This window comes from Streptomyces sp. NPDC043878, from assembly GCF_056435735.1.
Window position 1 is genome coordinate 185,627 of the sequence record NZ_JBWKDW010000015.1, and the last position, 21,339, is coordinate 206,965.

Below are 21,339 nucleotides of genomic sequence, written 5' to 3' on the forward strand. Positions count from 1 at the left end.
TGTGGCACCCACCGTGGCCCGCGTCATCGTGGACGCGCTGAGCGAGCTTGGCGTACGCCAGGTCTTCGGCGTCGTCGGAGACGCACTCAACCCGCTGACCGACGCCATCCGCACCACCGAGGACCTGGAGTGGATCGGCTGCCGCCACGAGGAGGCGGCCGCGTTCGCCGCGAGCGCCCAGTCACAGCTCACCGACACCCTCGGCGTCTGCATGGGCACCGTCGGCCCCGGCTCCGTCCACCTCCTCAACGGGCTCTACGACGCGGCCAAGAGCCACACCCCCGTCCTGGCGATCACCGGCCAGGTGCCCCTCGCCGAGATCGGCAGCGACTACTTCCAGGAGGTCGACAACGACGCCCTGTTCAGCGACGTGGCGGTCTTCCGGGCCACCATCACCTCCCCCGACCAGCTGCCGCAGATGCTGGAGACGGCGGTGCGCACCGCGCTGGGCCGCAAGGGCGTCGCCGTCCTCACCGTGCCGGGAGACCTCGGCGAGCAGGAACTGACCACCGACCGGCCCGCCCGCTTCTCCCTCAACGCCCCGCTGACCCGGCCGGACGAGTCCGCCGTACGCCGTGCCGCCGAGCTTCTCGACCGCGCCGAGCGCGTCACCCTGCTGGTCGGGCGGGGTGCCCGGGCCGCCCGTGAGGACGTACTGGCCCTGGCCGACCGGCTGGCCGCACCGATGGTGCTCACCCTGAAGGCCAAGGAGGGCTTCGAGGACGAGTCGAACACCTTCCAGGTCGGGCAGACCGGACTGATCGGCAACCCCGCCGCCGCTGCCGCCCTGCAGGACGCGGACACCCTCCTGCTGCTGGGCACGGACTTCCCCTACCGCGACTGGTATCCGCAGGACCGCACCGTCATCCAGGTGGACACGGAGGCCGCCCACATCGGGCGCCGGGTGCCCGTCGAGATCGGACTCGTCGGCGACACGGGCGCCACCGTCCGCGACCTGCTCGGCCACCTGAACGCCGCGCCCGCCGGTACCGAGGGCGCACGCGACCGCTCGCACCTGGAGAGCGCGCGCAAACACTTCACGCACTGGCGCGCGGGCCAGGCCCGGCTCGCCGACCCGCAGCACGACACCAACCTGGTCGGACGCATCCGCTCCGCGCTGGACAACCGGACGCACGACATCCGTCCGGAGGCCCTGGCGGCCGTGGTCGACCGGATCGCCGACGACGACGCCGTCTTCACCTCCGACACGGGCATGGCGACGGTGTGGCTCTCACGGTTCGTCGAGATGCGCGGCGACCGGCGGCTGATCGGCTCCTACAACCTCGGCTCGATGGCCAACGCGATGCCCCAGGCGCTCGGCGCCCAGTGCCTGGACCGTGACCGCCAGGTCGTGGCGTTCTGCGGCGACGGCGGACTGAGCATGCTTCTCGGCGACCTCATGACGCTGAAGACCAGCCGCCTGCCCGTCAAACTCGTCGTCTTCGACAACCGCCGCCTGGGCATGGTCAAGCTGGAACAGGAGCAGGCCGGACTGCCCGAGTTCGGCACCGTACTGGACAATCCCGACTTCGCCGCCGTCGCCACCGCCATGGGCATCACCGGCATCCGGGTCACCGACCCCGCCGACCTGGAGGAGTCCGTACGCCGCGCCTTCGACACCCCCGGCCCGGTCCTGCTCGACGTCCTCACCAACCCTGACGAGATCGCCGTCCCGGCCAAGCCCACCGTCCAACAGGGCTGGGGATTCGCGGTGGCCAAGATGAAGGAGGTCGTGCGCAGCCACGGGGACACCGACGGGCGCTGACTCCGAAGGGGAGAAGGGGAGCGCACCGGGGCCGGAAGGGGCCTGTGGGGACTCCTTCCGGCACTGCCCGCGGCGCCCTCGCCCTCGGCACCCACCCTCGGGGCTCGCGGATCGCTCGCAGGTCACCGCGTCGATGCCGCCGCCCCCGACCGGGTCACGGGCCAGGGCATCGGCCGGTGGGCGACTCGCCGGGCCCTGCCGCGGTCATGCCTTGACGGACCCGCCGAGCCATACGGCGCGGTGGCCTGCCGGGTGCCGCACGCTCCCGCCGCACACCCGGGCACGACGACATGCACGGTGCGCACGCCTTCACCGGTCTCGACGTCGAGGACATCTCCCGCGCGGACCGCCACAGAGCATCGCCCTCATTTGCAGACCGGGTCCGAGGCGGCGCCCGCCGGAACGGAGGCGTCAGCGCCTGACGCGCGGGCTGACCTGCGAGGCAACGTACGCGCGACACCCGCAGATCAGGGCCGCGGACGCCTGGAACCGCCCCAGGTCTGCCCATGCCCGGCACAGGTGCCCACTGAGAGGTGAAGACGCCGGGGATACTGTGGCGGAGTCGTGAATGGGGAGGGGTGGTGGCGGTGGCGGTGGAGTGGCGGGAGTTCGCCGAGCAGATGGCTGGGCTGGCGCGGGATCTGCTGGCGCAGGATTCGGTTCAGGCGACGCTGGATGAGATCGCGGCGTCGGCGGTGAAGCTGGTGGAGGGCTGCGACGAGGCGGGGATCCTCGCGGTGCGCAAGGGCCGGGCGGTGACGCTGGCGGCCTGCGGCGGGATGGTGCGGGAGGCGGACCGGCTGCAGGGGGAGCTGGGCGAGGGGCCCTGCTTCGACCTGGCCCGCCGCAAGGACGGCAGCCGTGTGTACCGGATCGAGGACATGCGGCAGCCGCAGCCCACGTGGCAGCGTTTCGCCGCGGAGGCCCGCAGGCTCGGGATGGGCAGCATGACCGGTGTCCTGCTCTACACCGACAACGACGACTTCGGTGCGCTGAACCTGTACGCACGCCGTCCCGGAGCGTTCGGCAAGGACATCGAGACGGCGGGCTGGATGCTGGCCTCGCACGCCGCGGTGGCGCTGGACAGCGCCCGCACCATCGACCAGCTGGAACACGCGATGGAAAGCCGGCACGCCATCGGTGAAGCGCTCGGCATCCTCATGGAGCGCCACGGCCTGAGCGAGGACGACGCCTTCGACGTGCTGCGCCGCGTCTCCCAGGACCACAACATCAAACTGCGCGACGTCGCCCAGCGCGTCCGGACCGAGAGCGTCGCTCCGGCCTGACCGCTCCGGCCTGACCCTGAGCCGAGCGGTCCGCCCGCACGGGGAGCGCACCGCGCGGGGCGGCATGGGGCGGGGCGGGCAGGTGACGGAGGGCGCACCTGTCCGCTTCCGTGCGTGTCGACCCGCCGGCGGGGATCGCGGGTCGTGCGGGGCCGTGGGTCGCGGTCCCCTTCCGGCCCGGTGGTGCTCGACGACAGGCCACCGGAAGGGTGGGCGGCAGGACCCAGCCCCCTGGTGTGGAGGGCCGGTTTCCGGGTAAGCGCGGGCGAATAGCCGTTCACCGGTGGCTGACACAACGAAAGAGCCCTAAATGATCATCCCGCTTATGAAGCAGGCGGCCGATGAGCAGGGCACGGGTGAGGACGCCACGCTGGGTTCCAGCGTGGCGTGGGATGTCGGCGCGATTCGCGCCGCCGACGCGCGCCGCACTCCGCGCGCCTTCCTCGCCCGCGCCCGGCAGCACGGCCCCGCGCAGGCGGCCGCGCTGGCGCCGGACGCCGAACTGGTCGTCGGCGAGCCCATCACCCGCACGCCCCGGCATGCGCCCGGTCCGTGTCGCCCGCCCCTCCGCTTACGGCTCCCACCTGGCATACGTCGGCGCCGATCCGCGGCCCGGCGATGAGTTCCCTGCCTGCGGGTGAGGACGGCGTCGTCCCCGACGAGCAGGCTCCGCAGGTGACCGTGGCCCTGGAAGGCGACGGCGCGGACATCGCCCGCGCCCGCCACATGGCCGCGGACTTCTTGACCCGGGTGCAGGCCGAGCACGGCCTGCCGGTCTCCGGCTGGGCCATGGACGTCACGCAGCTCGTGGTGAGCGAGCTGGTCACCAACGCCTGCAAGTACGCGCCGGGCCCGGTGTTGCTGGATCTGCGCATCACCGACGGCATGACCGAGGTGCAGGTGTGGGATTCCAGCCCGGTCCTGCCGGTGGCCCGCGCCGCGGATGCGGGGAGGGTGGGCCAGCACGGCCTGGAGATCGTGATGAGTGTCGCCCAGGGGTTCGAGGCGCAGCGGAGGCCGGTCGGCAAGCGGATCACGGCCCGTATCGCCCTGCTGGACAGCCCGGGCGGCGCCGTCGCCGGGCACGACCCGCTCTAGTGTCGCGACCAGGCGACGTTCGCCCCGTCGTGACGCACGGCACGGGGCTGAGACGAGGCGGGCAGGGTGTCGGGGCAGGCAGCGGAGACGAGGCGGCGCTGACGGGGCGAGGAAGCAGAACCCTTCGTCTTGCTGCCGGTGTGCACGGTTCGTCCCGCTGCCTGTGTGCACAGCTCGTCCCGTTGCCGGTGTGCACGGTCGGGTTACGGGGGTGTGCCTTCGGCAAGCCGGTCAAGAGCGGCGAACGTGCCGAACGACGAGCTTGGCGCTGGCCAGGCCGATGGCGGCGCCTGCGGCGACGTCACTGGGGTAGTGGGCGCCGGACTGTACGCGCTCGACGGCCACCATGGCAGCCGGGATCGCACAGACCAGGGCGGCGGCCGGCCAGGCGGGAGCGACGCCCGCCGTGAAGGCGGCCGCGGCCGCGGTGTGGCCCGAGGGAAAAGAGGAGGAGTCGGGGCGGTCGTGGACCTCGTCGTGCGGGATCCACTCCTTCGGCGGCCGGGGACGGTCCGCCAGCCGTTTGCCCAGACCGTTGGCGACCACCTGCGCCATCGCGAGGGAGGCCAGCCCCGCGGCTGCCGCGGTACGGCCGCGCCGCCCACCGAACACGGCCATCACCGCCGCGGCACCGCACCACAGTTTCGTGCTCTCCGCGGCCTCCTCCACACCGGACAACGCCTTGGCCACACGCGTGGGGATGCGGGACGCAGCCTGCTGCGTCACCACGCGGTCGGCTTCCCGCAGACCCTTCAGCAAGTTCATGAACTGCCCGTATCCGCTGGAGCGCTCTTCACACCGAAGCGGTTCCCGACGTGCCGAGGCACGGGTCCGACGCGGGACGATCCGCCTCCGCCTCCCGGAGGCGGACGCCCCCAGGCGCCGGCCCGCTGCCCTTCGCGGAGCAGCTTCGTGCGGAAGGTGACCGCGGATCTGACCGCCCCTCGGGCCCCAGTCTGCGGGAAAGCGCCCTTGTCACGCCCGGTGGCGACTACCTCGCTGCCGGGCACGCGAAAATCTGTCCTGGCCGGAGTAGACATTGGCTGATCGTGCGGTTATGGTTTCTCTCGTAGCCGAGATCGAGAAGGGCCCGGCAGAGATGAACTGCCGGGCAGCAGTACGCAGTTGCAGTGTGCATGGCGGTGCGGTGGTGGAGTTTCGAAGCCAGAGCAGGTGCAGGACGGCGACGGGACTGACGACCGGACCGGGTGGCCCGCAGTGATCAGGGGCCGCCACCAGCAGGACCGCGGTACCAGCAGCGCAGTTCCGAGTGGTTCCCCGGGTGAAGGCGTCTGGCTGCGGACGCGCGCACCGGGAGGTTCGGCAGTGGGGTTCCAAGCCAGAGCAGGTGCAGGACGGGCGACGGGGCTGGCTGCCGAAGTGTGGCGCTTGTGCGAGGCCACCAGCAGTGAGTAGTACCAGCAGTTCGCAGTACCAGCAGTGAGTAGTACCCGTACGGCAAGTGATTGATTCAGAGGGAAGAACGGAGGAGTGGAACGCCATCAGGATCGCCCGGACGGCAACAACTGGTCCGGGTACCGCAGGACATCGATAGTGAGGTGGTCTCCGGTCACGCATCCGCGATCCCCGCATCCCCGGCAGCATCAAGGCCGGGTCCGCGGAAACAGAGGGCCGGCGCAGCACGAGGGCCGGCAGATGGTGTAACAGTTCCTTCGGGGCCCTGGTGCCGGTACGGCACCAGGGCCCCTCGACGCATTCCACGAAGAGGTGCGATGACAGCAGACGATTCCTACGGCCGTCTCGACGACGACGACTACCCCGCCTACACCATGGGCCGGGCCGCCGAGATGCTCGGCACCACCCAGGGCTTCCTGCGTGCCATCGGCGAAGCCCGCCTCATCACCCCGCTGCGCTCCCCGGGCGGCCACCGCCGCTACTCCCGCTACCAGCTGCGCATCGCCGCCCGCGCCCGTGAACTCGTCGACCACGGCACCCCCATCGAGGCCGCCTGCCGCATCGTCATCCTCGAAGACCAACTCGAAGAAGCCCAGCGCCTCAACGCCGCCTACGCCCGAGCCGGCCAAGCGGCCGATCCACCGGCCGGGCGCTTCCGCCACGCCACGTCCGCCACCGCTCCCGCACCACGCGCGGCGCGGTAACGGGTCCCCGCGTCCGGCTTCCCGGTCGTCTCCATGTCCCCGAGGCCGGCCTGCGGGCGGACCTGGGAAGAACGATGACAGGCGGCCGGGCCGCGCCAGGCCCACGAACGCCACCCGCCCACGATCACCCGCGCCGCCCGCGCCAACGGCCCCAATGCACCGTCCGTCCCACGTCGGCAAACGCGCCGCCGAACTCCTCCACGACACAGCCGACGTCAAGCGCTGGGCACACAACCGGTCCCGCGCCGCCGTCCACATCACCGCTCTGCCCTGACCCGGCCGTCCGGTTCGCCCGGAGGCCGCCGTGGACGGCTTCGCGGGCGGACCGGCTACTCCCACTGCGGTGACAGTGCTACGGCGCCGATCGCCTCCCGCACTGCGACCCGCCCAGCAGCCCTGGATGCCTGGACGAGGCCGGGGGAGTGCGCCGTTCGGGGACTCGGGCGCCGTAAGGGCGGTGCTGCTGTTGTCGGAGGAGTGAACGCTCAGACGCTCGACCAGGCGTCGAGGAACGCCTTTCGTCCGGCGGGATCATCCGACCTGCGGTCGGCGTGCAGGACGTGCCAGGCGGTCAGTTCGAGATCCCGGAGCCACAGTTCCCCGAGGACCTGTGGCTTCAGGTCGGGAAGACGGTCGGACTCGACGAGGGCTTGACCGATCACTTCCCCTGCGGCGACACGTTGCGGCGGGGTCATCTCATCGACGGCCGAGAGGATCTGTCGGGCCAGGGCGGTTCCTTCGCCTGCCAGGGCTTGCAGCATCTCGGCCTTGATGTTGGCGGGCAGCAGGTAGGCGGTGCCCGAGGACCTCCACAGGTTGGACCAGAAGCGTTCTCCGGCCGCGGTGGGAGCAGGCAGCGCGGCCAACAGCCCGAGGAGATGGCCGATGGCCGCGTAACCACCGGAGTGGGCGGCCGCGACGACGGCGATGCCGGCGACACACTCCACGTCGAGATGCCCGGCTTCGAGGTCGGCGACCAGGTCCAGCCGGTGTTCCAACTGGTCTGTGAGGGGGGTGGACACATGCGGTCGGACCTCAGGAAGCATCGGCGATCCTTGCGGGTAGGCGAGGGGTGGTGCCCATTCGGAAGCCCTGATCTTTCCCACGGCAGGCCGATCTACTCGGCTTCCGGAGGCCCAATTGGCGGCGGGACACGGGGCCGGAGTCAACACGGCGGCGAGAGCTCCGGTGAAGGACTGCGCGGCACCTCCCCTCTGCCGAATTTGAACACGCCCTCGTCGCCTTCCTTCTTACCCGCCTTCCGACCGCGACCACGCCGTGGCTCAATATCTGTGACGGCGGGGTAAGTATTTGGCGTACCGCGCGGGGAGTGTATTTACCGCATCCGACAGGGTGGGGATATTCGGCGTACCTGGGCCGCTACATCGTGCTACTGTCGATCTCAGTTGCAGTTGTGGTTCCCGAAAATCAAGCATCTTCGCCGGTGCATTTCCCGGCCGTTGAAAGCTTTTTCGTATTGCCGGTCACTTTCCGGACGGGGCATCATCGCGGCGACCCGGTATCCGCGCCTCGCGGGGCCCGGTTGTTCTGCCCCAAAGGAGCTGTATCGTGGCATCAGGCATCGTGAAGTGGTTCAACGCGGCCAAGGGTTTCGGGTTCATCGAGCAGGACGGTGGGGGCGCCGACGTGTTCGCCCACTTCTCGAACATCGCCGCCGAGGGCTTCCGCGAGCTGCTCGAAGGCCAGAAGGTCACCTTCGACATCGCGTCGGGCCAGAAGGGCCCGATGGCCGAGAACATCGCTCTCGCCTGACGCTGACGCACACTTCGCAGCTGGGGCCCGCACCCCTCGGGGTGCGGGCCCCAGCTGCGAATTTCTCGTGCAGCGGTGTCACCTGAACACCGCTCGCGCCTCTCCAGGGGTCACGTCTCCTCGGAGCCGCAACCGATCGGCGTCCGGAGTGTCACGTCCACGGGCCGTCACGAACTTCGCCCGTGGCGTGCCACGCCGAATTTACTGCACATCAGATTTCATTTCGCATTCCATCCGGTCCGTGCTTGTGATTCCCCGCGCTGAATTTCCGCTGCGGGAATTCCTTGGTACGTGCCGTGTATCAAGGAAGGTTTTCCATGAACCCCACACGTACGAACAGTCGCTCCTTCCGCCCCCGTCGGACCGAGGGCCCCGCTTTCGGCTCCGGCGCCGGTTCGCGGCAAGGAGGCCGCTTCGGCTCGCCCGCCGCGAGCCGTTCCGGGAGCCCGCGCCGTTCCGGCGGCCAGGGTCGACGGTCCGCAGCGGTGCAGGGCGAGTTCGCCCTGCCTGAAACGATCACTCCCGCGCTGCCCGCGGTCGAGGCGTTCGCCGATCTCGACATGCCCTCGCAGCTGCTGGCCGCGCTGAGTACGCAGGGCATGAGCGTTCCCTTCCCGATCCAGGGCGCGACCCTGCCCAACACCCTCGCAGGCCGCGACGTCCTGGGCCGTGGCCGCACCGGTTCCGGCAAGACCCTCGCCTTCGGCCTGGCCCTGCTGGCCCGCACCGCCGGACAGCGCGCCGAGCCCTGCCAGCCGCTGGCCCTGATCCTCGTGCCGACGCGTGAGCTCGCCCAGCAGGTCAGCGATGCCCTCACCCCCTATGCCCGCGCGGTGAAGCTGCGCATGGCCACCGTCGTCGGCGGGATGTCGATCGGCAGGCAGGTCAACGTGCTGCGCGGTGGCGCCGAAGTCGTCGTCGCCACGCCGGGCCGGCTCAAGGACCTCATCGACCGCGGGGAGTGCCGGCTGAACCAGGTCGCGATCACCGTCCTGGACGAGGCCGACCAGATGGCCGACATGGGCTTCATGCCACAGGTCACCGCCCTGCTCGACCAGGTCCGGCCCGAGGGCCAGCGGATGCTGTTCTCCGCCACCCTCGACCGCAACGTCGACCTGCTGGTGCGCCGCTACCTCACCGACCCGGTCGTCCACTCCGTCGACCCCTCCGCGGGCGCCGTCACCACGATGGAGCACCACGTGCTGCACGTGCACGGCGCGGACAAGCACCGCACCACCACCGAGATCGCCGCCCGCGACGGCCGCGTGATCATGTTCCTGGACACCAAGCACGCCGTGGACCGGCTGACCAGGGACCTGCTGAACAGCGGTGTCCGGGCCGCCGCCCTGCACGGCGGCAAGTCCCAGCCGCAGCGCACCCGCACCCTGGCGCAGTTCAAGACCGGGCACGTCACCGTGCTCGTGGCCACGAACGTCGCCGCCCGTGGCATCCACGTCGACAACCTCGACCTCGTCGTCAACGTCGACCCGCCCACCGACCACAAGGACTACCTGCACCGCGGCGGCCGTACGGCCCGTGCGGGCGAGTCCGGCAGCGTCGTCACCCTCGTCACCCCGGGGCAGCGCCGGGACATGACCCGGCTCATGACCGCCGCCGGCATCGTGCCCCAGACCACTCAGGTCCGCGCCGGTGAAGAGGAACTGAGCCGCATCACCGGCGCCCAGGCCCCCTCCGGCATCCCCGTGACGATCACCGCTCCGGTGGTCGAGCGGCGTCAGCGCAGCGCGTCCTCACGCGGTCGTCGCAGCCCCGCCGCGGCTGCCCGGCGCGGAGCCGGGCGGCAGTCCTCCTTCGACGCGGCGGCGTGAAGACCTCGTGATCAGGACACTGGCCCACTTCTGCAGGAGGCACCGCTTGACGCTGGTTCAGACGCAGCCCCACTCGGCGAATGCCACCCCCGCACACGGGAAGGTCGCCGACGCCATGGAAACCGCCGGACCACAGGTTCTCGACGACATGACCGTGGAGGTGGCCCTGTCCATCATGGTCAGTGCCCGAACCCGGCACCTGCTCGTCTGCGACGACGACGGCGCGTGCACCGCACTGGTCACCCACGCCCAGCTCACCGCGGTCCGCGACGGCTCCGCCTACACGGACCGTCTCCAGCTGCGGGACGTCCTCGGCGACCGGGGGCCGTTCACCTCGCCCCTGACCACCATGGCGGAAGCCCAGTACGCGATGCGCTGCCGAAAGCCCGGTGCCCTGCCGGTGGTCGACGCGCACGGCAGCCCTCCGGGTGTCCTCGCCCTCGCCGGCTGAACCGCCGACCACCGCGGAAGCACCACTCCACCTTTCGTCCCTCTCCCTGTGAGGCATCATGCGCTGTGTCATCGCCCGCTTCCCGTTCGACCTCACCAAGATCGGCGTCCTGGAATCGATGAAGGGCGTCAAGCCCGAGAAGGTTTCCGGCGAGTCCGTGATCATCGGTCGCCGGGTCTACCCCGTCAAGCAGGTCGGTCAGGTCATCACACGCCAGGACCGCCGTGACTTCAGCGCCGGCGAAGTCCTCCGGGCCATGGCGCAGCTCGGCTTCACCTGCCGTGGCCTTCCGCAGGCCGTCGCGCCCGCACAGGTTCTCACCCCGGTGCAACTGGCTTCCGAGATGCTCGGCACCTCTGTGGCAGCCTGACCTCAGGTGCCGGGGGTGCGGACGCGAGCGAGCTGAGCCGCATCCCCTGGGCCGATCGACTCACCCGCGGCGCGCCTCGGCCGTGCGTGCAGCCGCCGGTGGAGGATCAGTGGGCGGCGGCTTCTGAAGGAGCAGCCGCCCCGGCACCGCCCCACCGCGTGAAGAGGTCCGGCCATGCAATCGTTCGACGACGACCACGCGCCGGACGGCGGCCGTTACGGCGAGGCCGTCTTCCCACCCGGACAGGCGGGCGAAGGGGAGCGCATCGACTTCGGCGCCCTCGCCTACGACGACATCACCATGGCGCGGCTGCGGGCTCTGGGCGTCGGCCCGGGATGGCGCTGCCTCGACGTGGGCGCCGGCACGGGCACGGTATCCCGCCGGCTGCTGGACGAGGCCGGAGTGGCGAGCGTGCTCGCCGTGGACCGCGACGTACGTTTCCTCACCGGGCGGCCCGTGTCCGGGCTCGACGTGCTGGAAGCCGACATCACCGCTGCGGACTTCGTGCCCGGCCAGTTCCAGCTCGTGCATGCGCGCTTCGTACTGATGCACCTGCCCGAGTACAACCGCCTGATCGCATCCCTGGCGGAACGCGTCGCGCCCGGCGGTGTGCTGGTGCTCAGCGACGCGGTCGACCTGACGAGCGAGCAGACGCCCCGTACGCCCTACACCGCGGTGATGCGGGCGATGTGGCAGGGGCTGCGGGCGAGCATCGGCACCGATGTCTCCTGGGTGCCGTCGTACCCCCAGTTGCTGCGCGGGGCGGGGCTGGTGCCCGTAGCCGCCGAGATCCATGTGCCACCGCTCCTCGCGGGCAGCCCCATCAGCCGCTTCTGGGCGGACACCTGGGAGCGCAGCAGAGGAGCGATGCTCGCCACCGGCCTGGTCGACGATGCGGCCATCGACACGGCGGTCCGCTACCTGGACTCCGAGGAGTGCGCCGCGCTGTCAGCCGGAATGCTCACTGTCTGGGGACGCAGACCCCGGGAAGCGGCACGGGCCAGATCGACCGGGTGAACCGCCGGTCCGCCCGACACCGTTCGGGGCGGCGCTGGTCAACGGCAAGGGATCCGCAGCTCACCCCCGCTCACCAGTGGGGAACGGTATTTTGCCCTCCAAGGGCTGCTCATCCGGTCTGCCGGCAGGGCCGGACGGCGGCCGATCGACAGCCACGGGGGCCCGTATGCGTTGGATCGGCAGGCGGCACAACTCCACGCCGGAGTCCGGCGATTCGACAGCTGAGGTGCTCGCGCGGCTACGGGAGGGAAGCGCCCGGGCCGAGCAGGACGGCCGGCAGGGCAGGCGCGGCAAGGCGGTGGAGCGGTATCGCGAACTGCTCGTCCGCGCCGCAACCGCACCCGGGCCCGACGACCCCGCCACCCTGGCTCTGCGACACCAACTCGCCCACTGGACAGGGGAGTCGGGCGACCATGAGGGCGCGGTGCAGCTGTTCGCGCAGCTCCTGTCCGACCGCGAGCGACTCCAGGGGCCTCACCATGTGGACACCGGACTGGCCCGTCACCAACTCGCCCACTGGCACGGCCGGGCAGGGCGGCCCGAGGAAGCCGTACGCCGTTACGAGCAGATGCACCGCTCGGCCGAGCAGGAGGGCCGTACCGAGGCCGCACTCAACCTGCTCGGCGACATGGGCCATTGGCAGCAGCGGGCCGGCGACAACGCCGCCGCGCTGCGCACCTTCACCCGGATGCTGAAGACCGCCGAGCGCGAGCTCGGCGCTCGACATGAACTCGCAGGCATCGCCCGCCAACGCTATGCGGAACTCGCCGGCGGTCTTCCCTTCGGTCACGAGCGGGGGCACGACAGCCTGGAGGACCTGTTCGCGGCGGCTGCGGAGGTCGAGCGGAGCGGCGACCTCGCGCGGGCGAGCCGCATGTACGGCCATGTCGTCGAGAAATGCGAGCAGTTGTACGGGGCGGGCAGCGACCGGACGCTCGGAGCACTGGTCGCGGGAGCGAAGGCGGCCGTGCGGACGGACGACCTGGACCATGCAGTGGCCTGTTTCGACAAGGTGCTCGCGTGCATGGAGCTGAGAGGCGAGGGCCCGGGCTCGCCCGAGTACGCCACGCTGTCCCAGCAACGGGACGGACTCGCCCAGGCCACCCGGAAGACCACACTCCACATCAGTGACACGGCGGGAACCCTGCTGGCCCGGCAGGTGGAAGCGGCACCCTCCACGGCCTTCGGGCTGCTGGCCCGAGAAGCCCCCGCCCGGCCCCTCACCCGGGTCTTCCCGGTCAGCGACGGCAGCGACGGCAGCGACGGTCCGCGACCGCACAAGGTGAGTGTCGAGCAGTGGCTCGGCGTGATCCAGCGCGTGGCCGACCAGGGGTGCGAGGCCCGCGCCTTCTACTTCGCCCGTGCGGACCGCCGGCCGCGACCCGAGGAGATCGCCCTGTGCGAGCGGCTGGGGCTGCTCGGCGTCTACGTCTCCCACGAGGGCGCCGGCGACGTCCACGTGCAGGCGTACTCCTTTCGGCAGGGCACACCCCACGTGGTGTCGATCGTCGTGGTGGACGACGAGCAGCAGGCGCGGGAGTCCGCTCCGGCGCGCGGCCCGGGCGGTGCCACGGCCGTCCACGCCGGAGCCGAGGCCCTGGGGCAGTGGCGGCAGGCAGGGCGGGCCACGCCTGCGCGGGCGGTGGAGGATCCGGCGGCCTTCGGGTCCTACGAGGTCCTGGAACGCGTCGGGGAGGGCGGGTTCGGCCGCGTCTACCTCTGCCAGGATCCGGACGGCGTCATGGTGGCGGTCAAGACCCTGCACGCGCAGTACGCGGCGAACTCCTCGATCCGCGAGGGGTTCACGCACGAGGTGCAGGCGGCCCGCCGGGTCAGCGGCCGGTTCACCGTGCCCGTGATCGCCGCCGACACCGGCGGCGACACCCCCTGGATGGCCGTGCCGTTCGTGGCCGCGCCCTCGCTGCAGGAGGTGGCCGAGCGGTGCGGCGCCCTGGAGGCTGCCACCGTCCGCGGTATCGGCGCGGGCATAGCCTCCGCGCTCGACGCCATCCACGCCGAGGGCATCGTGCACCTCGACCTCAAGCCCGCCAACGTGCTGATGACGGAGGACGGCCCCCGCGTCATCGACTTCGGTATCGCGCAGATCGAGCGGCTGACCGAGCCCCGCAGCGGGTTCGCCGGCACGTACGCCTACGCCTCGCCGGAACAGATCCGCGAACACGAGCGGTTCACCCCGGCCAGCGACGTGTTCTCCCTCGGCACACTCCTCGCCCGCCTCGCCCTGGGGCGCCTTCCCTGGGGCACCAAGGTCCTCGCCGTGATCAGCAACATCTGCGACGGCACACCCGACCTGACGGGTCTGCCCGCCGAACTCGAAGAGGTGGTGCGGTCGTGCCTCCAGGTCGATCCGACCGTGCGGCCGACCCCCGCCGAGGTCGCCGCGGCCCTCACGGCCGACCCGGCGGGGACACCTCTCGGACCGGAGACGGAACGCCACGCCCCACCGCCCCTGCCGGCCGAGGCGACCACCCTCATCCGTGAGCACGCCACCCTCCCGGCCACCCGCCGCCTCGAGACGCTCCTCCCCACACGAGGCCGGCGGCCGGACGACACCGCGGCCGCCGCAGGGACGTCGACGGGCGACGACCCCGGCGACACACCGCCCGAGGCCGTCACCCCCGACACCGCGGCCCGCGACCTGGAAGCCCAAGTCCTCGCCTGGGAACGCGAAGGCGGCTCGAAGCCGACCGGGCAGGTACGCCGGGAATGCGGCGCCTTCGCCGCGGAAGCACGTTCCCGGCTCGGCGAGGACCACCCGCTGGCCCTGCGCCTGAGGGTCTCCCACGCCATGCTCGGCTGTGACGGGCCAAGCGGAACGGCGTACGCCGAACGCGTCGTGGACGAGGTCGCCGTACGTCTCGGTGACGCCCATCCCACCGTCCGGGACGCTCGTACGCTGCTGGCGGCACTGAAGTCCGCCCAGCGGGGCTGAGACGTACAAGATCGAGTGGACGGTCGGCTCGGCCAACGTGTGCCAGGAGCGCGGCACTTGACCCTCACGTGGCGCCATGCCGGACGGTCGGTGGCGTGGAAGAGCACCTGACCGTGGGACGCGTGGCCGAGCTCGCGGACGTGAGCGTCCGCACGCTGCATCCCTACGACGAGATCGGCCTCGTACGGCCGTCCACGCGCACCGCGGCCGGATGTCGGGCCTACTCGGCGGCCGACGTGGAGGGGCTGCGGGAGGTGCTCGCCTACCGGCGGCTGGGCTTCGGACTGCGCGAGATCGCACATCTGGTGGACGACCCGGCCACCGACGCGGTCGCCCACCCGCGCAGGCTGCGCGGCCACGACTCGACGCCGCCAGAGGCCCACTCGTGCGACCGTGCGCACACCATCCCGTCCACCCCGGCGCCCACCTGTGCCGGCGTTGACGTCGCGGGGACCGCGCCGGTGATCACCCGGAGGAGCGTCGCCGGCTGGGCGGGCGGCCACCTCGGGGTTGTGGTCGTCGAAGAAGAGTGTTCCGCCGGTGTCCAGGGCGGCGATCTGGGTGGTCCGGTTGAACCGTGACCGCGCCCGCGTCCGTCACGTCTGCGGGCAGGCTTCCCCGCGGGGCGTGCGGCGGGAGCGGAGTGCCTGGGCGAGCAGGGCGAGGGAGGCGAGGACGGCGACTGTTCCGGCGTAGGCGACGGACGTCTCGTGCAGTCCGGTGTGGGTGACGGCGATGCCGGCGATGACGGCGGGCACGCTGAAGGACAGGTAGGAGATCACGAAGGCCACGGAGAACAGCTCGCCGCGTTCGGCGGGAGCGGCTATCCGGGCCAGGGTGCCGAAACTGGCCAGTGACGAGGCTCCGAAGCCGACCCCGGCGATGACGGTACCCGTCGCCGCCGTGAGCAGGGAGTTCTCCTCGACCCCGGTCAGGGCGACGGCGGTACCGGCCAGCAGCAGGCTCGCGCCGAGGGTGAGGGTGCGCGAGGTGGGCCAGCCGCGCAGGGCGAATGCTGTCAGGGAGGCCGGCACGGTCAGCAGGGTGACCACCAGGCCGCCGACGACATGGCTGGAGAGCCCGAACAGGCCGACGGCGACGGACGGTCCGAGCGAGAGGTACAGGCCGCCGAGTGCCCAGCTCGCGACGAGGATCGGCACCAGGCGCAACAGGTCGGCCCGCAGATGCGGTGCGATCCTCAGGCGGGGCTGGAGTGAGCGGGCGGCGCCGGGCCGGCGCAGCGACGTCTCCGGCAGCGCCAGGGCGGCGGCCCCGGCCACCAGCAGGGCGGCCAGCAGCAGCGTGTACACGAGCCGGGTGGGGTGCGGCCCGTACTCGACGAGGAAGCCGGTGCCCAGCGCGCCCAGGCCCAGCCCGAAGGTGGGAGCCGCGCCGGTGATGACGCCGGCGCGGTGGGGTGCGTGGGCGGGGTTGAGGTCGGCCAGGGCCGCGCCGAGGGTGGTCATGGCGGCGCCGGTGGCGATGCCCTGGACCAGGCGCGCGGTGAGCAGCAGGGCGACGTCGTCCGCGGTGAGGAACAGCACCATCGACGCCGCTTCGAGAGCGAGGGCGGACAGCAGGACCGGGCGGCGTCCGAGATGGTCGGACAGGGCGCCGAGCACCAGCAGGGCCGCGATCATCCCGAGCACGTAGATCGCGAACACCGTGGTCAGGGTGGTCGTGGAGAAGTGCCACTGCTGCTGGTAGACGACGTAGAGGGGGGAGGGCGCGCTGGAGGCGGCCATGAAGAGCACGAAGACGACCGCGAGGGCGGCGAAAGCGACCGGGCGGCCCAGCGTGCGCCGCCCGCGGCCGGTCCGGGATGGGGCGGCGGACGGGGAGGGTTGTTGTTGGGGCAGAGCGGAGGTGGGCACGAATCTCTCCAAACGCAGTGATCGATGCGTTAAGACGCTACCACTAACGCAGCGATCAGTGCGATAATTCCGTCATGGTTGACGCTTCAGTCCAGGTACGTCCCGGCGGTCGCTCCGCGAAAGTGCGCGCGGCCGTGCACCGCGCCGTCGCGGAACTCCTCGCGGAGGAACCCGCGGAGGCCCTGACGATCCCCGCCGTCGCCGCCCGCGCGGGCGTGCACGCCACCACCGTCTACCGGCGCTGGGGGTCGGCCGCCCAGCTGCTGAACGACGTCGCCACCAGCCGCTTCAGCGGCGATGTCGTCGTACCCGACTCCGGTTCCCTGGACGGCGACCTCGAACGCTGGCTGGCCGACGTCGCCACCGACCTCGCCGACCCCGACACGCTCGCCCTGATGCGGGCCACCATCGGCTCCGGACCGGAAGGCGGCTGCGCCTGCACCGGCGACCGCCACGAACAACTCAGCGCCATCATCGAACGTGAACGCTCCCGAGGCGGCCACGCGCCCGAGGTGGGAAAGGCCGTCGACTTCCTGCTCGGCCCGCTGTACTACCGCGCCATCTTCAGCGCCCAGCCCGCCTCCGGCGACTGGGCGCGGGAACTGGTGGCCACATTCCTGGCGGTGTCCCGATCCCAGTCCTGAGCCGTTCGCCGACTGCCACGACGCAGCCGGCGTCCGGCTCTCCGCGGAACGGCCCGTGAGGGCGCCGCGTGCCCGGCCGCGTGACGGCCGTGACGACGAAGCCCCTCACCCCGCTCGTGGTGGGACCGGTCGCGCCCGGCTGCGACGGAAGCCTGCCGGAGGTCGAGTCGCGGATACGGGCGGGGCCCGACAGGGCAGGGCCGCCTGATTCGAACAGCGCGAGGACGACGGCGTCGAGACTCCGTGCCACGTCGTGGCTGGCCACAGCGGACCGTCCGACCGGCGCACGGGACCGGGCCTGTAGCCCGGCGCGCGGGACAGGGCCTGAAGCCCGATGATCCGCCGCCCGCGGGTGTTGCCGGCAGGCCCTTCCCGTCAGCGCCGGGTCAGACGCGGTCGGCCGCGATGAGGAGGTACTGGAACGATCCGTCCCGGTAGGAGTTGATGAACGCGTCCTCGATTCCCGTCACCAGGGATGACGTGGCCCGCAGTTCCCAGTAGGGCAGGGTGTCGGGAGTCAGGTCGACGACGGCCTGTGGCACGAGGCGGTTGTCGGCCATGGCGCGGAGATACTCCCGGCGCGAGTGGATGTTGCACTCGAAGTGCGCGTTGATCTGCGAGACCCACTTCGACGGCTGGCCGTAGCGCGGATTCCAGCAGCCGGTGATGGTCACATAGCGGCCGCCGACCTTCAGGACGCGGGAGTGTTCGGCGAACAGGTCGTGCAGATCGACGTACATGCTCGACTCGTTGTTCCACGACGCCGCCGCCGAACCGGTCTCGAACGGCGTGGCGAGCATGTTGCAGACGCGGGCGCGGACATGGTCCTGCATGCCGAGTTCGAGGGCCCGGCTGTTGGCGAATTCGGCCTGCTTGGCCGACAGCGTGACACCTTCGACCTCGCACCCGAAGCGCTGGTGGGCCATCACCATCGAGCCGCCGCGGCCGCAGCCGGCGTCCAGCAGGGTGCCCTGCGGCTCGACGTCGCCGAGATGGTCCAGGAGGAACTCGGTCTGCGCCGACTCCAGTCGGTGGAGTTCGGCGATCAGTTTCTTCTCGCACTCGGCGTCACCTGGGCCGCCCAGTGCGGCGGAGTCGACTTCGCCGATGCCGTAGTGGTGGTGGTACAGGCCGTCGACATCGCCGAGGCGCAGGTTCACGGGCCTCGCCTCGCCGTCCCAGTAGCGGGCGATGTCTCCCTGGTACGGCGTCGCCGGGCCGGGGATGCGCAGAGCGGCGGAGGTGGGGGTGGATTCGGCGGTGGCGGTGAGTTCGGCGTTGGTCACGGATGAGTCCATTCTCTTACCAGAAGTCGGGCAGGCTGTAGCGATAGGTGTTGGACTGGTGCCAAAGGTGGTTGCCGTCGACCCAGGCGGCCACCCCGCGAAGGAAGCGCTGCACAACGGGGACGGGCCACTCGGCGGCCAGGTGCGCGGCCGCGGTCTCGAAGTCGTGCATGAGTTCGTTGTGGATCTCGACCGACTTCAGATAGGCGTCGCGGTCGGAGAGTCCCTCACGTTCGGAGATCACCACGGGCAGGTTCAGGTGCCGGCCCGGCGCGTCGAGTTCCTTGGTGTACGAGTACAGGTCGTTCACGATGGTCGTCGCGTTGCCCGCCAGGGCGATGACCCTCTGCATGGCCGGTCGGGCGTGCAGGTCCGCCGGAAGCTCGTAGCCGCCGACGGTGTCCGTGATGGTGGGGCACGGGCGGAAGTTGTTGAACTGGCGCATCGCCAGGTACTCCCACACCTGGGGGACGTGGTCCAGTTGGGCCCAGGCCGCTTCGGCGAGGTAACCCAGGTGCAGCCGGGACATGTCGTGCCGCAGCCGGTCCGCTTGGGACGGGCTCGCCGCCCGGACGAAGTACTCCATGGCGGAGCGGTAGGCGCGCCGGGGCGCGTCCGCGTGGAGCGACGCCGCCCACTGCGGCTGGTACTCCGCCGCGGTGTGCAGGGCGTCGAGCGCGGTGTGCGCGAGCAGAAGCCGCTCGCCGAGGCCGACGGGCGATCCGCCGTGGTCCTCGCAGTAGTAGTCGTCCACCGCGTTCTCGGCCACCATGAGTCGTGTGGCGAGCATCAGGTGGTCGATGCTGGGCGCGTCCGGATGGCACCCGACCATGTAGCGGCCGACGGAGAAGCCGTCGAACTCCTCCTCCCAGTCCTCGGGATACAGGGTGACCTCGTCGAGAGCCCAGGACTTGATCCTTCGGCTGACCTCCTCGACCCGCGCCGGGTCCGGCTCGGCGATCGGGTGGTGGTAGAGGCCGGGGATCGCCTTGGTTTCCGCCGTGGCTGCCGAGGGCGCCGGGAGCTCCTCGGGCAGGGAGATGCGCAGACCCGCGGTGCCCAGACCGGTGGGACCTCTCAGGATCCGTTGCAGCGCGGTGACCGGCGCAGGCGTCGGGGCTGATGGTGCGCCGAGGGGTGACGTGGGCGGCTCGGACTCCGCGGGAGGCGGGGAAGGCGCGCAGCGAGGGCGGCCGATGACGGCCTCGGCCTCGCGGGCGGAGGTCAAGGCATCGCCGAGTACGTGACCGGCGACGCGGGGTACGCCCCCCGGCAGGCTCGGTTGCAGGCTCGGTTGCAGGCTCGATTGCGGGGGAGGCGGCTCAGGCGCGGGCATGCATGCTCCTTGGCGGGGTGTGCGGCTGTCCGAGGGCTTCCGGGCATGCGCGACGGACCCGCGGAGTCCGGGGCGTCGCACCCTGCCGTGCGGGCCGGGAGTTACCTGGGCCGGCAGGCGATCTGCACGTTCTCCAGCACGCCGACCGCGTCCGGCACGAGGATGGCAGCGCTGTGGTAGGTGCTGACGAGGCCCGAGGTCTCGGTGGTGGCGGTCCGTTCCCCAAGCTGGATCGCGGAGGCAGGTCCAGCCGTGCTTCCGAGCTGGAATCGACAGTCATCGGGCAAGCCCTCCACGTTCGGGGACGGTGACGCGCGGAGGAGGACGACACCGGGCAACGCGAAGAGACAGGCGGGTACAGGGCGGAATCCGTCCAAATCCAGGAGGAACACTAATGGCGCCTTTGCTCCCCGAAACAAGAAAATGTGCCGGCATTAACTCGATGCGCTGATCGCGGCCGGCTCATGTTTGTCCTGGTCCCGACGGGATTCAGCCACGATCGCCGAAGCGTTCCGGCAGCCGACGCCGCGCGCCGGTGCGGTCGGCGGATCGCCGCGCACCGGCTCCGTGGCATCGACCGTCTTCCCGCGCTGACGGTCTCGCTGCTCGGCTTCACGGGAGGAGCGGCAGCGTCGTGACTGACCGGATCGTCGCGCGGTTGCGGGCCGGCATGGCCAGGTTCATGCGCGGCGGGATCCTGTCGCGGCGCCGCGGCCAGGGGCATGCGTGGTGGGACCCGGTTGCGGCGCCGCGGCCAGGTTCATGCGTGGCCGGGCCGGTCGGGGAGCTGGTTGCCTTGCTCGATGAGGGTGTCGAGCTGGGTGGCGAGGTGGGGATGGCCGGCGGTCAGGTAGGGGCGGGTCGCGGCCAGCGGGGGGACGAGGGCTGCGGGGTCGTTGTGGGCGAGGGCCGCGTCGAGCTCGCCGAGGGGGGTGCGGGCGGCCGGGGGGAGGCCGGTGAGGGAGGCGATCTGTCCGGCGAGGCGGCGCAGGGCCGCGGCGTTGTCGCGGGCCCAGGCGGTGTGGGTGCGGTCGGCGGCGCGGCGTTCGCGCGTGGCCTGGACGCGCTGTTCCGCGGTGGTTCCGGCGGGGCCGGGGCGGTTGCGGAGGTAACGGCGTTCGGCGGCCTGGCGGCTGGCGACGCCGAGGGGGTGTGCGAGTTCGGCCCAACTGGCGCCGGCGAGGCGGGCGGTTTCGATCAGGCCGGTCTCCCATCCGGCGAGTTGCTCGCGAATCTGCCGTAGCAGCAGCAGAGACGCCAGGGCCTGCTGTGGTTCGGTGCCCGCGTCCGCCGGGTCGGCCGTCTGGTGGTTGGCCTCGTGCACGGCGTGGCCGATGGTCTCCAGGGCCGCCGCGGCGGCCAGGAACGAGGCGGGGCTCCGAGCGTCGGCGGGGGAGCGGGGCGGCTGGTCGGCTGTCGTCACGGGAGCTCCTTCTGGTCTGTCATCCTTTCGACGACAGATGGTTTGTCATCCATTGGATGACATGTTACAACGGTGGCTGTGAAGCGCATTGGCGGGTCCAGCCCGAACCTTCTG

18 protein-coding genes and 2 pseudogenes are annotated in these 21,339 nt (G+C 71.3%); 13 read left to right on the forward strand and 7 right to left on the reverse strand.

All coding sequences use genetic code 11. The features are described from left to right. Window position 1 precedes the first annotated feature (1 nt). From AC07AZ_RS22120 to AC07AZ_RS22135, 4 genes are all read left to right on the forward strand, one after another. The gene (locus AC07AZ_RS22120; RefSeq protein WP_478850268.1) at window positions 2-1,765 is read left to right on the forward strand and encodes a thiamine pyrophosphate-dependent enzyme; all 1,764 of its coding nucleotides are present in this window, start codon (window positions 2-4) and stop codon (window positions 1,763-1,765) included. 620 nt (window positions 1,766-2,385) lie between these two features. Then, the gene (locus tag AC07AZ_RS22125) at window positions 2,386-3,051 is read left to right on the forward strand and encodes an ANTAR domain-containing protein (RefSeq protein ID WP_478850335.1); all 666 of its coding nucleotides are present in this window, start codon (window positions 2,386-2,388) and stop codon (window positions 3,049-3,051) included. Window positions 3,052-3,361: 310 nt separating this feature from the next. Then, on the forward strand, window positions 3,362-3,673 hold the full coding sequence (locus AC07AZ_RS22130) for a hypothetical protein (protein WP_478850270.1): 312 nt from the start codon (window positions 3,362-3,364) through the stop codon (window positions 3,671-3,673). Next, window positions 3,670-4,149 (forward strand): ATP-binding protein, encoded by a 480-nt coding sequence (locus AC07AZ_RS22135; protein WP_478850272.1) that lies wholly within the window; start codon window positions 3,670-3,672, stop codon window positions 4,147-4,149. Before AC07AZ_RS22130 ends, AC07AZ_RS22135 begins: the two co-directional genes overlap by 4 nt. A 231-nt stretch (window positions 4,150-4,380) precedes the next feature. Here the strand turns inward: AC07AZ_RS22135 and AC07AZ_RS22140 are convergent, their stop codons facing one another. Beyond that, a complete protein-coding gene (locus AC07AZ_RS22140; protein WP_478850274.1) occupies window positions 4,381-4,914 on the reverse strand; it encodes a phosphatase PAP2 family protein in 534 nt (177 codons plus the stop codon). 968 nt (window positions 4,915-5,882) lie between these two features. Between AC07AZ_RS22140 and AC07AZ_RS22145 the strand changes: the two genes are divergently transcribed. Continuing rightward, window positions 5,883-6,269, forward strand: a complete 387-nt coding sequence (locus AC07AZ_RS22145; protein WP_478850276.1) for a MerR family transcriptional regulator — start codon at window positions 5,883-5,885, stop codon at window positions 6,267-6,269. 485 nt (window positions 6,270-6,754) lie between these two features. On the opposite strand, the gene AC07AZ_RS22150 is transcribed toward AC07AZ_RS22145, so the two are convergent. Beyond that, the gene (locus AC07AZ_RS22150; RefSeq protein WP_478850278.1) at window positions 6,755-7,315 is read right to left on the reverse strand and encodes a hypothetical protein; all 561 of its coding nucleotides are present in this window, start codon (window positions 7,313-7,315) and stop codon (window positions 6,755-6,757) included. Between the two features lie 523 nt (window positions 7,316-7,838). Between AC07AZ_RS22150 and AC07AZ_RS22155 the strand changes: the two genes are divergently transcribed. From AC07AZ_RS22155 to AC07AZ_RS22185, 7 genes and pseudogenes are all read left to right on the forward strand, one after another. Beyond that, entirely contained in the window at window positions 7,839-8,042 is a 204-nt protein-coding gene (locus tag AC07AZ_RS22155) for a cold-shock protein (RefSeq protein WP_402173310.1), read from the forward strand. A 317-nt stretch (window positions 8,043-8,359) separates the two neighbouring features. Continuing rightward, the gene (locus AC07AZ_RS22160; protein WP_478850281.1) at window positions 8,360-9,871 is read left to right on the forward strand and encodes a DEAD/DEAH box helicase; all 1,512 of its coding nucleotides are present in this window, start codon (window positions 8,360-8,362) and stop codon (window positions 9,869-9,871) included. Between the two features lie 46 nt (window positions 9,872-9,917). Beyond that, complete coding sequence (locus AC07AZ_RS22165; protein WP_478850283.1) at window positions 9,918-10,322, forward strand: CBS domain-containing protein; 405 nt, start codon at window positions 9,918-9,920, stop codon at window positions 10,320-10,322. 58 nt (window positions 10,323-10,380) lie between these two features. After that, window positions 10,381-10,692, forward strand: a complete 312-nt coding sequence (locus tag AC07AZ_RS22170) for an SCO5918 family protein (RefSeq protein ID WP_478850285.1) — start codon at window positions 10,381-10,383, stop codon at window positions 10,690-10,692. A gap of 174 nt (window positions 10,693-10,866) precedes the next feature. Next, a complete protein-coding gene (locus AC07AZ_RS22175) occupies window positions 10,867-11,709 on the forward strand; it encodes a class I SAM-dependent methyltransferase (protein WP_478850287.1) in 843 nt (280 codons plus the stop codon). A gap of 166 nt (window positions 11,710-11,875) precedes the next feature. Continuing rightward, complete coding sequence (locus AC07AZ_RS22180) at window positions 11,876-14,662, forward strand: protein kinase domain-containing protein (RefSeq protein WP_478850289.1); 2,787 nt, start codon at window positions 11,876-11,878, stop codon at window positions 14,660-14,662. Between the two features lie 122 nt (window positions 14,663-14,784). Beyond that, window positions 14,785-15,018 (forward strand): annotated as a pseudogene (locus AC07AZ_RS22185) (MerR family transcriptional regulator); the annotation flags it as partial. Between the two features lie 240 nt (window positions 15,019-15,258). On the opposite strand, the gene AC07AZ_RS22190 reads toward AC07AZ_RS22185, so the two are convergent. After that, entirely contained in the window at window positions 15,259-16,536 is a 1,278-nt protein-coding gene (locus tag AC07AZ_RS22190) for an MFS transporter (protein ID WP_478850291.1), read from the reverse strand. Window positions 16,537-16,610: 74 nt separating this feature from the next. Between AC07AZ_RS22190 and AC07AZ_RS22195 the strand changes: the two genes are divergently transcribed. Further along, entirely contained in the window at window positions 16,611-17,180 is a 570-nt protein-coding gene (locus AC07AZ_RS22195) for a TetR/AcrR family transcriptional regulator (RefSeq protein ID WP_478850293.1), read from the forward strand. Window positions 17,181-17,566: 386 nt separating this feature from the next. Here the strand turns inward: AC07AZ_RS22195 and AC07AZ_RS22200 are convergent, their stop codons facing one another. The 4 genes and pseudogenes from AC07AZ_RS22200 to AC07AZ_RS22215 all read right to left on the reverse strand — a co-directional run bounded on the left by AC07AZ_RS22200 (window position 17,567) and on the right by AC07AZ_RS22215 (window position 21,225). Further along, on the reverse strand, window positions 17,567-18,466 hold the full coding sequence (locus tag AC07AZ_RS22200) for a geranyl diphosphate 2-C-methyltransferase (RefSeq protein ID WP_478850337.1): 900 nt from the start codon (window positions 18,464-18,466) through the stop codon (window positions 17,567-17,569). 16 nt (window positions 18,467-18,482) lie between these two features. After that, window positions 18,483-19,802: a family 2 encapsulin nanocompartment cargo protein terpene cyclase gene (locus AC07AZ_RS22205; protein WP_478850295.1), complete on the reverse strand. Its 1,320-nt coding sequence runs from the start codon at window positions 19,800-19,802 to the stop codon at window positions 18,483-18,485. A gap of 101 nt (window positions 19,803-19,903) precedes the next feature. Continuing rightward, window positions 19,904-19,999, reverse strand: a pseudogene (locus AC07AZ_RS22210) (hypothetical protein); the annotation flags it as partial. Between the two features lie 563 nt (window positions 20,000-20,562). Further along, window positions 20,563-21,225, reverse strand: a complete 663-nt coding sequence (locus AC07AZ_RS22215) for a type III effector protein (RefSeq protein WP_478850297.1) — start codon at window positions 21,223-21,225, stop codon at window positions 20,563-20,565. Window positions 21,226-21,339: the final 114 nt, after the last annotated feature.